General features: G+C 67.1%; 13 protein-coding genes and 1 other RNA gene. 12 read left to right on the top strand and 2 right to left on the bottom strand.

Going from position 1 to position 13,723, the window contains the following annotated elements; translation table 11 throughout:
* Positions 1-19: 19 nt before the first annotated feature.
* Both RRU_RS05045 and RRU_RS05040 read right to left on the bottom strand, forming a co-directional pair.
* The gene (locus RRU_RS05045; RefSeq protein ID WP_011388721.1) at positions 20-2,431 is read right to left on the bottom strand and encodes a xanthine dehydrogenase family protein molybdopterin-binding subunit; all 2,412 of its coding nucleotides are present in this window, start codon (positions 2,429-2,431) and stop codon (positions 20-22) included.
* A 72-nt stretch (positions 2,432-2,503) separates the two neighbouring features.
* Entirely contained in the window at positions 2,504-3,001 is a 498-nt protein-coding gene (locus tag RRU_RS05040) for a (2Fe-2S)-binding protein (protein ID WP_011388720.1), read from the bottom strand.
* Between the two features lie 242 nt (positions 3,002-3,243).
* Between RRU_RS05040 and RRU_RS05035 the strand changes: the two genes are divergently transcribed.
* The 12 genes from RRU_RS05035 to RRU_RS04980 all read left to right on the top strand — a co-directional run bounded on the left by RRU_RS05035 (position 3,244) and on the right by RRU_RS04980 (position 13,714).
* On the top strand, positions 3,244-3,600 hold the full coding sequence (locus tag RRU_RS05035; protein ID WP_011388719.1) for an XdhC family protein: 357 nt from the start codon (positions 3,244-3,246) through the stop codon (positions 3,598-3,600).
* Positions 3,597-4,055, top strand: coding sequence for an iron-sulfur cluster assembly scaffold protein (locus RRU_RS05030; RefSeq protein WP_011388718.1), 459 nt, complete (start codon positions 3,597-3,599; stop codon positions 4,053-4,055). The genes RRU_RS05035 and RRU_RS05030 overlap by 4 nt, the downstream gene beginning before the upstream one ends.
* A gap of 53 nt (positions 4,056-4,108) precedes the next feature.
* Positions 4,109-4,603: a GNAT family N-acetyltransferase gene (locus RRU_RS05025; RefSeq protein ID WP_011388717.1), complete on the top strand. Its 495-nt coding sequence runs from the start codon at positions 4,109-4,111 to the stop codon at positions 4,601-4,603.
* Positions 4,604-4,811: 208 nt separating this feature from the next.
* On the top strand, positions 4,812-5,585 hold the full coding sequence (locus RRU_RS05020; RefSeq protein ID WP_011388716.1) for a TerB family tellurite resistance protein: 774 nt from the start codon (positions 4,812-4,814) through the stop codon (positions 5,583-5,585).
* 6 nt (positions 5,586-5,591) lie between these two features.
* Positions 5,592-6,317 carry an N-acetylmuramoyl-L-alanine amidase gene (locus RRU_RS05015; protein WP_011388715.1) on the top strand — a complete coding sequence of 242 codons (726 nt, stop codon included), beginning with the start codon at positions 5,592-5,594 and terminating at the stop codon, positions 6,315-6,317.
* Positions 6,318-6,332: 15 nt separating this feature from the next.
* Positions 6,333-6,761, top strand: an RNA gene (gene rnpB / locus RRU_RS05010) — RNase P RNA component class A.
* A gap of 314 nt (positions 6,762-7,075) precedes the next feature.
* A complete protein-coding gene (locus RRU_RS05005) occupies positions 7,076-7,543 on the top strand; it encodes a division/cell wall cluster transcriptional repressor MraZ (RefSeq protein ID WP_011388714.1) in 468 nt (155 codons plus the stop codon).
* On the top strand, positions 7,540-8,520 hold the full coding sequence (gene rsmH, locus RRU_RS05000) for a 16S rRNA (cytosine(1402)-N(4))-methyltransferase RsmH (protein ID WP_011388713.1): 981 nt from the start codon (positions 7,540-7,542) through the stop codon (positions 8,518-8,520). The genes RRU_RS05005 and rsmH overlap by 4 nt, the downstream gene beginning before the upstream one ends.
* Complete coding sequence (gene ftsL, locus RRU_RS04995) at positions 8,517-8,987, top strand: cell division protein FtsL (protein ID WP_011388712.1); 471 nt, start codon at positions 8,517-8,519, stop codon at positions 8,985-8,987. Before rsmH ends, ftsL begins: the two co-directional genes overlap by 4 nt.
* Positions 8,984-10,783: a peptidoglycan D,D-transpeptidase FtsI family protein gene (locus RRU_RS04990; protein ID WP_011388711.1), complete on the top strand. Its 1,800-nt coding sequence runs from the start codon at positions 8,984-8,986 to the stop codon at positions 10,781-10,783. The genes ftsL and RRU_RS04990 overlap by 4 nt, the downstream gene beginning before the upstream one ends.
* Complete coding sequence (locus RRU_RS04985; RefSeq protein ID WP_011388710.1) at positions 10,770-12,251, top strand: UDP-N-acetylmuramoyl-L-alanyl-D-glutamate--2,6-diaminopimelate ligase; 1,482 nt, start codon at positions 10,770-10,772, stop codon at positions 12,249-12,251. Before RRU_RS04990 ends, RRU_RS04985 begins: the two co-directional genes overlap by 14 nt.
* Entirely contained in the window at positions 12,248-13,714 is a 1,467-nt protein-coding gene (locus RRU_RS04980) for a UDP-N-acetylmuramoyl-tripeptide--D-alanyl-D-alanine ligase (protein ID WP_011388709.1), read from the top strand. The genes RRU_RS04985 and RRU_RS04980 overlap by 4 nt, the downstream gene beginning before the upstream one ends.
* Positions 13,715-13,723: the final 9 nt, after the last annotated feature.

Genomic DNA, 13,723 nt, shown 5'->3' with positions numbered 1-13,723 from the left:
GGCGAGGGCTGGAACGACGCTACTGGGCGGCGGCGCGCGCCGCCTCGATCGCCCGCCAAACCCGGAAGGGCGTGGCCGGCATGGCGATATCGCTCACGCCCAAGGGCGCCAGGGCGTCGAGCACGGCGTTGATGACGGCGGGCGGACTGCCGATGGCCCCGACCTCACCGCAGCCCTTCACCCCCAGCGAGTTATGGGCGCAAAGGGTAACGGCGTTATCGACGCGGAAGCTGGGCAGGCGGTCGGCGCGCGGCATGGCGTAATCCATGAAACTGCCGGTGACCAACTGGCCGTTGGCGTCGTAAGCGCAGCCCTCGATCAGCGCCTGACCGATGCCCTGGGCCAGTCCGCCATGGATCTGGCCGTGAACGATCATCGGATTGATCACCCGCCCGACATCATCGACCGCCGTCATCGCCACGACCTCGACTACGCCGGTTTGCGGGTCGATCTCGACCTCGCAGATGTGGCAGCCGCCGGGATAGGTGAAGTTCATCGGATCGTAGAAGGCCTGTTCCTCAAGCCCCGGTTCAAGCTGGTCATGGGGGAAATTGTGGGGGACATAGGCGGTAAGCGCGACCTGGGCGAAGGTCATCGCCTTGTCGGTGCCGGCGATGGTGAAGCTGCCGTCCTTGAACTCCACATCCTCGACCGCGGCCTCCAGGGCATGGGCGGCGATCTTGCGCGCCTTGTCCACCACCTTGCCCATGGCCTTCATCAAGGCCTCGCCGCCCACGGCCAGCGAGCGCGAGCCATAGGTGCCCATGCCAAAGGGCACCTTATTGGTGTCGCCATGGCTGATCTCGACATTTTCGATGGGCAGCCCCAGGGTGTCGGAAACCAACTGGGCGAAGGTCGTTTCATGGCCCTGGCCGTGGCTGTGCGATCCGGTCAGCACGGTGACGCTGCCGGTGGGATGAACGCGGACCACGGCGCATTCGAACAAGCCCGCCCGGGCGCCCAGCGAGCCGACCACCGCCGAGGGGGCGATGCCGCACGCCTCCAGATAGGTGGAATAGCCCAGGCCGCGCACCTTCCCCCGCGCCTCCGCCTCGGCCCGCCGGGCGGCGAAGCCCTCGACATCGGCCAGCACCAGGGCCTTGCCCAAGGTCGCCTCGTAATCGCCGCTGTCGTATTGCAAGGCGACGGGCGTTTGATAGGGGAAGGCATCGGCGGGGATGAAGTTCTTGCGGCGCAAGGCCACCCGGTCCATGCCGATCTCGCGGGCGGCCTTGTCGACGATGCGCTCGATCAGATAGGTGGCTTCCGGCCGCCCCGCCCCGCGATAGGCGTCGACGGGCACCGTATTGGTAAAGACGCTGCGCACCCGGCAATGGATGGCCGGCGTGCGATAGACCCCGGCCAGCAGCGTCGCATATAGATAGGTCGGCACCGCCGTCGAGAAGGTCGACAGATAGGCGCCGAGATTGGCGATGGTGTCGACCTTCAGCGCCAGAAAGGTGCCATCCTCGGCCAGGGCCAGTTCGGCATGGCTGACATGGTCGCGGCCATGGGCATCGGACAAAAAGGCCTCCGAGCGGTCCGAGGTCCATTTGATCGGCTTGCCGACCTTGGGCGCCGCCCAGGTGACGATGGCCTCCTCGGCGTAATGATAGATCTTCGAGCCGAAGCCGCCGCCGACATCGGGCGAGACGACGCGCAGCTTGTGCTCGGGGATGTTGAGCACGAAGGCGCCCATCAGCAGGCGGATGACATGGGGGTTCTGGCTGGTGGTGGTCAGGGTGTATTCCCCCGTCGCCCGGTCATATTCGCCGATATAGCTGCGCGGCTCCATGGCGTTGGGCACCAGGCGGTTGTTGATCAGATCCAGCCGGGTGATGTGATGGGCGCGGGCGAAGGCGGCCTCGACGGCGGCGGCGTCGCCGATCTCCCAGTCATAGCACAGATTGCCCGGCGCCTGATCGTGGATGGCCGGGCTGTTCAGGGCCTGGGCCGGATCGACGACGACGGGAAGATCCTGATAATCGATCTCGATCAGCTCGGCGGCGTCCTTGGCCTGGGCCAGGGTGCGGGCGATGACCACGGCCACCGCATCGCCGACGTGACGGACCCGATCGACCGCCAGCGCCGGATGGGGCGGTTCGGCCATCGGCGTGCCGTCCTTATTGGCGACCGCCCAGCCGCAGGGGATCGACCCCACCTTGTCGGCGGCCATATCGGCCCCGGTGAACACGGCGAGCACCCCTTTGGCGGCGCGGGCCGGGCCGACATCGAGGGCGGCGATGCGGGCATGGGCATGGGGCGAGCGCAGCAGGAAGGCATGAACCATGCCCGGGCGGACGATATCATCGGTATAGGTGCCCTGGCCGGTCAGGAAGCGGCGGTCTTCCTTGCGGCGCACGGATACGCCGATGCCGCTGCGCTGGGCGGCGCTCTGCAGATCGGTCACGGTCGCTGAATCGCTGGGCATAGACTAACCCTCCCTTAGGGGGTATCGGGCGGGGAATGGGCGCGGAAACGACGGCTCGATCGCCAAAGGCGCCTATTGGGCGGCGGCGCGGCCGGCCTCGCGCAGGCGCGAGGCGCCCTCTCGCACCGCCTTGACGATATTGTGATAGCCGGTGCAGCGGCAGATGTTGCCTTCCAGGCCCCGGCGGATCGCCGCCTCGTCGGGATCGGGATCGCGCGCGACCAGATCAAGCGCCGTCATCACCATGCCGGGGGTACAGAAGCCGCATTGCAGGCCATGGTGCTCGCGGAAGGCCTCTTGCATCGGATGAAGCGCGTCACCCGGGCCGTTGCCCGAAAGCCCCTCGATCGTGAGGATCTCCGCCCCTTCGGCCATCACCGTCAGAACGCTGCAGCTTTTGACCGCCACGCCATTCATATGAATGACGCAGGCGCCGCACTGGCTGGTGTCGCAGCCAACGTGGGTGCCGGTCAGGCCAAGGGTGTGACGCAGGAAATCCACCAGCAGGGTCCGGGTTTCAACCTCGCCCGATACGACTTCGCCATTTACCGTCATGGAAACCATGGGCATGCGAACGCCTCCCTTTTATCGTCTTTTATCGTCGCGGGTCCGCCGTCGCGCCCCATGGGGACCGACCGGTCCGCCCTCCCCCCTTGGATCCGGGGGAATTTTGGCTGTGGAGTGCACGTGGCGATGGTCGCCGGGGTTTTCCATGGGCCGGTCCAGAGAATTTATCCGCCCTTGCCAGCTTAGCGATCCGCGCCAATCTTGGCGAAGCGCCCCACCCTACGGCCCGCCACAAGGGATAAAGGATGACCGCCATGCCGTCTGCCATCAGTGCCGGGGGGTTTGAGCCCGAGGGGGATCCCCTGAGGGAAGCCGAGATCTGGCTGGGCCAGGGTCGGCGGGTGGCCTTGGCCACGGTGATCTCGACCTGGGGCAGTTCGCCCCGGCCGGTCGGCTCGATGCTGGTCGTCGACAGCAAGGGGGCCTTTGTCGGCTCGGTCTCGGGCGGCTGCATCGAAGGCGCGGTGATCGCCGAGGCGATGGAGGTGATCGCCGAAGGCACGCCCAAGATCCTCGATTTCTCGGTATCGAGCGAACGGGCCTGGGATGTCGGGCTGTCGTGCGGCGGGCGGATCCAGGTGTTCGTGGAAGCCCTGCGATGACACCGAAGATCGAGGCGCTTTTCAACGACGCGCTGATCGCCGCGGCGGCGCGAACGCCGCGCGGTCCCACCCCCACCCACGCCGATTTCCACGTTCACCGCGACAACCCGTTTTGCGGCGACGAGGTCAGCATCGATCTGGTTTTAGGCGAGGATGGCCGCATCGCCACCGCCACCGTCCGGGCGCGCGGCTGCCTGCTGGTCGAAGCCGCCGCCACCGTCCTTGCCGAGGCCGCGCCCGGTCTACATCCCTGCGATATCGCCGAAGCCGCCCGCCATTTGCGGGCGATGCTCAAGAAAAACACCCCCCCTCCGGGTGCTCCCTGGGCTACTCTCGAGATGTTCTCGGCCATTTCCTCAACCCCAAGCAGGCATTCCTGCGCCCTACTCCCCTTCGAAGCCGTTGAAAAAGCCCTCGGAGGCCCCCTGGTACAGAGCAGTCTTTGTAAGAAATAGGAGAGGCCCCACAAGATTAGCCGTAGTATAGCGTATAGACAGAGGACTAAAGGATGACATCCCTCCTCCAGCCATATTCTTTCGGATCAGAAACATTTATCACCCCTTGGACCGATCCGGTCTTGCCCTCCCCGCTGCTGTCGCTGGTGGCCGATGGGGTAACCGAGGGTTATGAATGGGTGGGTGATTTCCCAACCTGTTGGCGAGAAAGACCTTTCCTTGACGCGGGAGAAGGGCTTTTCGTGGCTTGGGCTAAAGAACAAGACGGAGGTATCCCCTTGGGAATGGCCTGCCTCAGCGCCGACCCCCATGTCGCGGACCCTGATACCGGACGCCTTAGGTATATATACATACACCCCAATGGGCGCAATCGCCGTCTGGCGGAAAGGCTGCTCCAGGCTTGCCTAGCCCGCGCCCGACCGCGCTGGCGGCGCTTACGGCTACATACCGTCAATCCGCTGGCGGCCCGCCTTTACGAGCGCTACGGCTTCCGGCCGATCACCGGCGAAGCAAGGGCCACCCACGCCCTCGACCTTGGCCGTCGATAACACCCCTTCGGCGAGCGCGCGAAAAAACGCCCTTCGCCCAAAGCGTTGGCTTGCCTTCCTCCCACGGGGCGCTATGCTTTTTTCCCGTCTGCAGCGGCTGGCGGAAGGGGGCACCGCCCCTCGGCGACTTCGTCACTCTAACTTATTGAATCCTGATCAAAAATTTCGCTTTAACGCGGTTTGATCGAAGGCTGGAGACGCACCGGATATGAGCATCTTCGGGAAGATCGTCGGCGGTGTCGGCGGGTTCATCATCGGCGGGCCGCTTGGCGCCGTTCTTGGCGCGGCCGCCGGCCATGCCTATGACAAGATGCGCGAGGAGGGCCAGGAGGTTTACGGCCCTTCGGAAGGCGTAAAGGTCGGATCGGCTTTCGAGCGGGCCAATGATGCCGCGCGCCAGATGGCCTTCACCGTCGCCGTCGTCGCCCTGTCGGCCAAGATGGCCAAGGCCGATGGCGCCGTCACCCGCGAGGAGATCAGCGCCTTCAAGCGCGCCTTCCGCATCCCGCCCCAGGACATGGCGGCGGTCGGACGCATCTTCGACGAGGCGAAAAAAAGCCCCGACGGCTACGAGGCCTATGCCCGGCAGATCGCCAGGATGTTCGCCGACAGCCCGCAAATCCTCGAGGAACTGCTGGGCGCTTTGTTCGTCATCGCCCAGGCCGACGGGCGGCTCCACCCCTCGGAAATCGCCTTCCTGCACAAGGTCGCCGATCTGTTCGGCCTGCCGCCCCGCGACTTCGACCGGGTGCGCGCGACCCATTCCTCTTCCGAGCCTGATCCTTACGAAGTCCTTGGCGTCACACGGGAAATGGACGATGGCGCCATCCGCTCGGCCTATCTGAAGCTGGTTCGCGAGAACCATCCCGACACCCTGGTCGCCCAGGGAATGCCCCCCGATTTCGTCGATCTCGCCAACAAGAAAATGGCGACCATCAACGCCGCCTACGAGACCCTGACCAAGGCCCGGGCCGGGCGCTGAAGGCCCGTGGCCAGCCGTCCCGCCCCCCCGGATTTCCCGGTTATCGAGGCCCTCTCGCCCAATGCCGATGACCGCCCGCCCGGGCAGATCATCGACATGCTGGTGATCCATTACACCGGCATGCCCAGCGCGCAGGCGGCCCTGGCGCGCCTCCTCGATCCCCAGGCCCAGGTCAGCGCCCACTGGCTGATCGACGAGGATGGAACGGCCTATAAGCTGGTCGAGGAACGCCGCCGGGCCTGGCACGCCGGCGTCTCGGCCTGGGGCGGCCGCCCAGGGGTCAATGCCCGCTCGATCGGCATCGAATTGGTCAATCCCGGCCACGAATTCGGCTACCGCCCCTTCCCCGAGGCCCAGATGACCACCCTGATCGCCCTTGGCCGGGGTATTCTGGAGCGCCATCCCATCCCCGCGGCCCATGTCGTCGGCCATGCCGATGTCGCCCCGACCCGCAAGGAGGACCCGGGAGAACTGTTCGACTGGCAGAGACTCGCCTCAAACGGCATCGGCCGCTGGCCGCCCCCACCCTTGGGCGTCCGCCCGGAGACGGTTGACGCGACCGAGGGCGAAGCGGCCTGCCTTCTTGAACAAATAGGCTATGATATCAGTTCCTTACAAGCCACTGTTCTCGCCTTTCAGCGTCACTTCCGCCCAAAGCGCCTCGATGGTCGTATCGACTCGGAAACGCTTTGGCTAATCAAGGCTCTTGCCCGTGACGTTCAAGCCCATTAAGGTCGCCTTCGACCGCCAGTCGGCCGGATGGCCGCTCTCCGTCATCGTCCCCGGGCCACCCCCGATGGACCGTCGGGGGGAGGAAAGTCCGGGCTCCACGGGAACACGGTGCCGGGTAACGCCCGGCGGGGGCGACCCTAGGGAAAGTGCCACAGAGAGCAAACCGCCGGCCTATACGGCCGGTAAGGGTGAAAGGGTGCGGTAAGAGCGCACCGCCTGCCCGGCAACGGGGAGGGCATGGTAAACCCCACCGGGAGCAAGATCGAATAGGGACGGCACGCCCCGGTTTTCCGGGGCAAGCGGCGTTTCCGCGCCGCCGTCCGGGTAGTATCGCGCGAGGCGTCCGGTAACGGGCGTCCCAGATGAATGGCCATCCCCGTCGTCGCGTCCCTTGCGGGATACGGCCGGCGTGGACAGAACCCGGCTTACAGGCCGTCTGGCGGTTCTTTTTCACCCCTTTTGGCCGGGGGACCCGGGGTCCCAGACCCCCATACCGCAGCGCAGCGAGAACATAAAAAGAACAAATAACGGCGCTTGCGAGTCTCTTTCGTCTTTTCCTTTATGCATCAAGCCGCCCTTCGCGAGGCGCCCAATACTTGGTATCGGGCGAATCGCAACTTTTTTGTTCGGCTGTTTCCTGTGCGGTTCCATGCCCGCCCATTGACGCCCATGAATTCCCATGAGATACCATATAGACCCCAGTATTGGTTCGCCCCCCACGCCACCAGCGACGCCAAGGCAGGATCCGGGGAAGTCGGATGTTTCTGGAGGCTGCCGCCGTCATGAAGCCGTTCATCGGCACCTACGAGAACAAGGTCGACAGGAAGGGGCGGGTTTCCGTTCCGGCCAAATTTCGCGCCGTGCTTCAAGCTGCGGAGTACACCACCATCGTCGTTCGCCCCGACCGCGAGCGCGGCTGCATTGAGGGTTATGGCATGGACCGCCTGGAACGATTGTCCGAGGCCACCCCGGATCTCCTCGACGAGGGGACTCAGACGCCGTCGCTTGAGCGCATCTACGACATCTTGTCCGACTCCGAGGAATTGCCCTTCGATCCCACCGGCCGCGTCGTCGTCCCCGCCGATCTGCTGGCCCAGGCCGGAATCGGCGAGACGGCGGTGTTCGTCGGTCTTGGCCGGGTCTTCCAGATCTGGAACCCAACGGCCTTGGAAGCCTCGCGCGGCCGCAAGCCGCGGGCCTCCGCGTCCCAGGGTGCCGGCGCATGAACGCCCTCACCCCCCATTTCCCGGTGATGCTCGACGAGGTGCTAAGCGCCCTCGAGCCCCATGCCGACGGCCTTTATGTCGATGGCACCTTCGGCAACGGCGGGTATAGCCGTGGCCTGCTCGAGCGCGCCGACTGCCGGGTGATCGCCATCGACCGCGATCCGGCCGCCCGCGTGCGCGGCGCCGCCCTGGAAGCCGAGTTCCCCGGCCGCTTCACCCTGCTTTCGGGCTGCTTTGGCGACATGGAACAGCTGCTGGCCGCCGAGGGCATCAGCCGGATCGACGGCGTCGCCCTGGATCTTGGCGTCTCGTCGATGCAGCTCGATCAGGCCGAGCGCGGCTTCAGCTTCCAGAAGGACGGCCCGCTCGACATGCGCATGGGCCAGCAGGGGCAGACGGCGGCCGATCTGGTCAATACCCTCGACGAGGACCGCCTCGCCGATATCCTCTACCACTACGGCGAAGAGCGGAAATCACGCTGGGTCGCCCATGCCATCGTCGAACGCCGCGCCGAGACGCCGTTCTCGCGCACCGCCGATCTGGCCACCGTCATCCGCGGCGTCGTCCGCAAAAGCCGCGATGGCATCGATCCCGCCACCCGCAGCTTCCAGGCGCTGCGCATCGTCGTCAACGACGAGCTGGGCGAGCTTGAACGCGCCCTTGGCGCCAGCGAACGCCTGCTGCGCGCCGGTGGCCGGCTGGTGGTCGTGGCCTTTCATTCGCTTGAGGATCGCATCGTCAAGGCGTTCGTCCGCCAGCGCTGCGGCGAAAGCGAGGGCGTCAGCCGCCACCTGCCCCAGGCCTCGAACGCCGGAGCGGGCAATCCTCCCCCCAGTTTCCAGGCCGTCTCGCGCCGCGCCGTCAAGCCGCTCGACGCCGAGACCCGGGTCAACCCGCGGTCCCGCTCGGCCCGGCTGCGCGCCGTCGAACGCACCGAATTTCCCGCCTGGACGGTTTCCCCCGGAGGTCAGCGATGATCCGCCCCATCCACATCATCTGGGCCGCGTTGATCATGGGCATCGGCACCGCGCTGTTCATGGTCGCCTATGAGGTCGATGCCAAGGAAAAGGAACTGGCCCGCCTCCATGCCGATATCCGCCGGACCACCGAGAGCATGCATGTGCTGCGCGCCGAGTGGAGCTTCCTGAACGATCCGACCCGCCTGGACCGCCTGGCGACCGATCATCTTGGGCTTCAGCCGATCCGCCCCGAGCAGTATGTGACCGTGGCCAGCTTGCCCAACCGTCCCGCCCCCCTGCCCGCGCCCGCGCCAAAGACCGAGCCGCCGGCCCCGGGCAACGTGCCGATGGCCTCGCTTCCCAACGGCGCGACGACGGTGTCGGGACAGGCCCGCGCCGCCGGCGGCGGCCGGGTCACCGTCACCCCCGTGCCCACGGTCAAACCGATCCTGACCAAGCTTGCCAAAGCGGGCGGCGGGCAATGATCGCCCTGCTCAAAAATCGGCGGGAAAAACGCTTCGTCTATCCGGGGGCGGAAATCCGCTTCGACCGCACGGCCGAGCGGGGCCGGGGAGCCGATCTGGAAGGCGTCGTCCACCAGGGCATTGAAACCGGCCGCATGCGGCTGATGGTCGCGGCCTGCCTGTTCGGTTTGGCCTTTTCGGTGATCGGCGGCCGGCTGGTGCAGTTGATGGTCGTGCGCGGTCCGGGCGAGCCGGTGGCGGTGGTCTCGGCCGAGGACACGCCGATCGAAACCCGCATGGCCCGCGCCGACATCGTCGATCGCAATGGTCTGGTGCTGGCGACCAATCTGCCCACGGTCAATCTTTACGCCGATACCCGCGCCATCCCCGAGCGCGACCGCCTGCGCGCCATCGCCGTTCTGCCCACCCTGTTCCCGGAACTGACGGTGGCCGATCTGACGAACAAGATGGTTCCCGGCCGCGCCTTCATCTATCTGCGCCGCAACCTCACGCCGTCGGAACAGCAATCGGTCAACGACCTGGGAATCCCGGGGCTGCATTTCGAACGCTCCGAGCGCCGGGTCTATCCGGCCGGCCGCTTGGTCGCCCATGTCGTCGGCGCCACCGATGTCGATAACAACGGCATCGCCGGTCTGGAAAAGGCCTTCGAAAGCAAGCTGACGAGTTCGGACCTGCCGCTGCGGCTGTCGCTTGACATCCGGGTGCAGCACGCCATTCACCGCGCCCTGCAAGACAGCATCGACCATTTCCAGGCGATCGGCGGCGCCGCCCTGGTGATGGATGTCGAGACCGCCGAGGTGGTGGCGATGGTATCGCTGCCCGACTACGAACCCGAAAAGATCGGCGCGGCCAGCGAGGACGCCCGCTTCAACCGGGCGACGCTCGGCGTGTTCGAAATGGGCTCGACTTTCAAGCTGTTCAACACGGCCCTGGCGCTCGATGCCGGCCTGAAGCTGTCGGAAAGCTTCGACGCCCGCAATCCGATCCGCATTTCGCGCTTCACCATCACCGATTTCCATCCCGAGGGACGCTGGCTCAGCATCCCCGAAATCCTGATGTATTCCTCCAACCTGGGCTCGGCGCGCATGGCGGTGGCGGTGGGAACCGACCGCCAGCGCGAGTTCCTGGGGCGGATGGGGCTGCTTGACGCCATCCCCTTCGAGATCCCCGAGGTCGGCCGGCCGCTGGTTCCCAATCCGTGGCGCGAAGTCAGCACCATGACCATCTCGTTTGGTCACGGGCTGTCGGTCACCCCCTTGCATCTGGTCACCGGCGTTTCCGCCCTGGTCAATGGCGGCCTGCTCCGTCCGCCGACGCTGCTGCTGCGCAGCCCCGAGACCACCCCGGCGGGCAAGCAGGTTCTCACCACGCAAAACAGCACGGCCATGCGCGCCCTGATGCGTCTGGTGGTCGAAGCCGGGTCGGGCAAGAACGCCGACGTCAAAGGTTATTACATCGGCGGCAAGACCGGCTCGGCCGAAAAGGAGGGGGCGAGCGGCGGCTATTCCAAAAGCGCCGTCCGTACCTCGTTCGTCGGCGTCTTTCCGATGACCAAGCCGCGCTACGTGGTGATGGCGATGCTTGATGATCCCAAGGCGGTCAAGGGCACCTATGGCTATCGGACCGCCGGGTGGAACGCCACGCCGACGGTCGGCCGCATGATTGCCGAAATCGCCCCGCTTCTTGGAGTGCAACCCGTGCGCGGCGATCCCGCCGTTCAGTTCGGTCCCCAGCTTGTCCAGCAGGTGGGCCTGCGTTTTGCCGAGCCCGAAGGGGGACGCGGTGTATCTCGATGATCTGATCGGCGCCGTTCCGGCGCGGGCCGCCCTGGGCGGCCACCCTGGCCTGGGCGGCCATCCTGGTTTGGCGATCGCCGGGCTGACGGCCGATTCCCGGGCGGTGGCGCCGGGCTGGCTGTTCGCCGCCCTGCCCGGGGTCAAGGCCGACGGCCGCGCCTTCATCCCCGCCGCCCTCGCGGCCGGGGCGAGCGCCGTTCTGGCGCCCGAGGGAACGGCCCTGCCCCCTGACGCCCCGGCGGCGTTGGTCACCGCGGCCAATCCCCGCCAGGCCTTCGCCCGCATGGCCGCCGCCTTCGCCGGCGCCCAACCGGCCACGGTGGTGGCGGTGACCGGTACCAACGGCAAGACCTCGAGCGTCAGCTTCACCCGTCAGATCTGGGACCGCCTGGGGCGGACGGCGGCCAGCCTGGGGACGCTCGGCGCCGAAAGCGGCGTTTATCGGCGGGCCGGCAGCATGACCACCCCCGATCCGGTGTCTTTGCACAAAATGCTGGCCGAGATGACCGAAGCCGGGGTCGACGCCCTGGCGATGGAGGCCTCGTCCCATGGCCTGGATCAATACCGCCTTGACGGCGTGCGCCTGAGTGCTGCCGCCTTCACCAATCTGACCCGCGACCATCTCGACTATCACCACACCATGGACGCCTATCTGGCGGCCAAGGCCCGGCTGTTTGGCGAGGTTCTGGGGCGCGAGGGTGTGGCCGTGCTCAATGCCGACGATCCGGCGTTCCCCACCCTGGCCGCGCTCTGCCGCGACCGAGGCCAAAGCGTGCTTGATTACGGCCGGAGCGCCAAGACCCTGCGCCTTGCCGGCGTCAGCGCCAAGGCCCATGGCCAGAGCCTGGACCTCGAGCTTTTTGGCCGGCACCATAGCGTGCTGTTGCCCTTGGTCGGCGATTTCCAGGCGATGAACGTGCTCTGCGCCCTGGGACTGGCGATCGCCACCGGCGCGCCGGTCGACGCCGCCGTGGCGACCCTGGCCAGCCTGGAAGGCGTGCCGGGCCGCTTGGAGATGGTGGCGCGGCGGGCCTCGGGCGCCCCGGTCTACGTCGATTACGCCCATACTCCCGACGGTCTGGTCACCGCCTTGCGGGCCCTGCGCCCCCATTGCCGGGGCAAGCTGGTCTGCGTTTTCGGCTGCGGCGGCGACCGCGACCGCGCCAAACGGCCGCTGATGGGCCGCGCCGTGGCCGAGGGCGCCGATGTGGCGATCCTGACCGATGACAATCCGCGCAGCGAGGATCCGGCCGCCATCCGCGCCGAAGCCCGCGTTGGCTGCCCCGACGCGATCGAGATCGACGGCCGCGACGCCGCCATCCGCGCAGGCGTCGCCCTGCTTGGACCAAACGACCTGCTGGTGATCGCCGGCAAGGGCCATGAAACCGGCCAGACCATCGGCACCGTGGTTCATCCCTTCGTCGATGCCGATCACGCCCGCGCCGCCGTTGGGGAGGCCGACGCATGAAAACCTCGCCCCTGCCAGCCGAGCGCGCCACTCCCCTTGTGTTGTGGACCGCCGCCACCGCCGCCGCCGCGCTTGGCATTGCCGCCAGCGGCGCGTGGACGGCGACCGGCGTCTGCATCGACAGCCGCGCCGTCGTCGCCGGCGATCTATTCATCGCCCTGGCCGGCGAACGAACCGATGGCCATGCCCATGTCGAGGCCGCCCTGACTGCCGGAGCCAGCGCCGCCCTGGTCTCGCGCATCCCCGCCGGCATCGCCACCGACCGCCTGCTGGTGGTCGAAGATACCCTCGAGGGTCTGTGGGCCCTGGCCCGGGCCAGCCGCGCCCGCTTCGCCGGCAAGCTGGTCGGCGTGACCGGCAGCCTGGGCAAGACCGGCACCAAGGAGATGCTGACCCAGGCGCTTGGCCGCTTCGGCCGCGTCCATGCGACCGAGGGCAATCTCAACAACCATTTCGGCCTGCCGCTGACCCTGGCCCGCATGCCCGCCGACACCGATCTGGCGGTGATCGAACTGGGGATGAACCATCCGGGCGAATTGGGGCCGCTGGCCCGCCTCGCCCGCCCCCATGTGGCGATCATCACCAATGTCGCCGCCGTCCACCTGGAGTTCTTCGATTCGGTCGAGGCCATCGCCGATGCCAAGGCCGAGATCCTGGAAGGCGTCGAGCCCGGCGGCACCGTCGTCCTCAATCGCGACAACCGCTTCTTCGAACGCCTGCGCCGGGCCGCCGCCGCCCGGGGCATCGATAAGACCCTCAGCTTTGGCAATCACATCGGCGCCGACGCCCGGGTGCTCGACTGCGCCGTCGACGCCAATGGCACGGCGGTCTTCGCCCTGATCGGCGACGACCCCCTGGCTTATCGCATGGCCGTTGAAGGTCGCCATTGGGCGCTCAACAGCCTTGGCGTGCTGGCGGTTGTCCGCGCCCTGGGTCTTGACATCCACAGCGCCGCCAACGGCTTGGCCAATGTGGTCCCGCCGCGCGGCCGGGGCCGGCGCCAAAGCGTCAGCCTGGGTGGGGATGGCGCCATCCAGGTGATCGACGACGCCTATAACGCCAGTCCCGAGAGCGTCATCGCCGCCCTCACCACTTTGTCGATGACCCGCCCGGGGCCCCGCGGCCGGCGCATCGCCGTGCTTGGCGACATGCTCGAGCTGGGTCCCCAGGCCGCGAAGCTTCACGCCGATCTGGCGAAGATCAGCGTGGAACGGGGCATTGATCTGGTTTATACCGCCGGCCCCCTGATGGCGCATCTTCACGACGCGCTGCCCGCCAGTCGGCGCGGCGGCCATGCGCCCGACGCCGATGCCCTGACACCCCTGGTTCTCGCGGCCCTGCGCCCGGGCGACGTGGTGATGGTCAAAGGGTCGAAGGGAAGCCTCGTCAGCAGGACCGTCACGGCCCTGCTGGCTCTCGATCGCCGCGCGGAGGCGGGCCTTTCGGCCGCCGACACGCCCTGATTAACCCCC

Origin of the sequence: Rhodospirillum rubrum ATCC 11170, from assembly GCF_000013085.1 — a bacterium.
GTDB classification, from domain to species: Bacteria; Pseudomonadota; Alphaproteobacteria; order Rhodospirillales; family Rhodospirillaceae; genus Rhodospirillum; species Rhodospirillum rubrum.
Note: the sequence above shows the minus strand (reverse complement) of the source record. Positions and strands in the feature narration are given on the sequence as shown.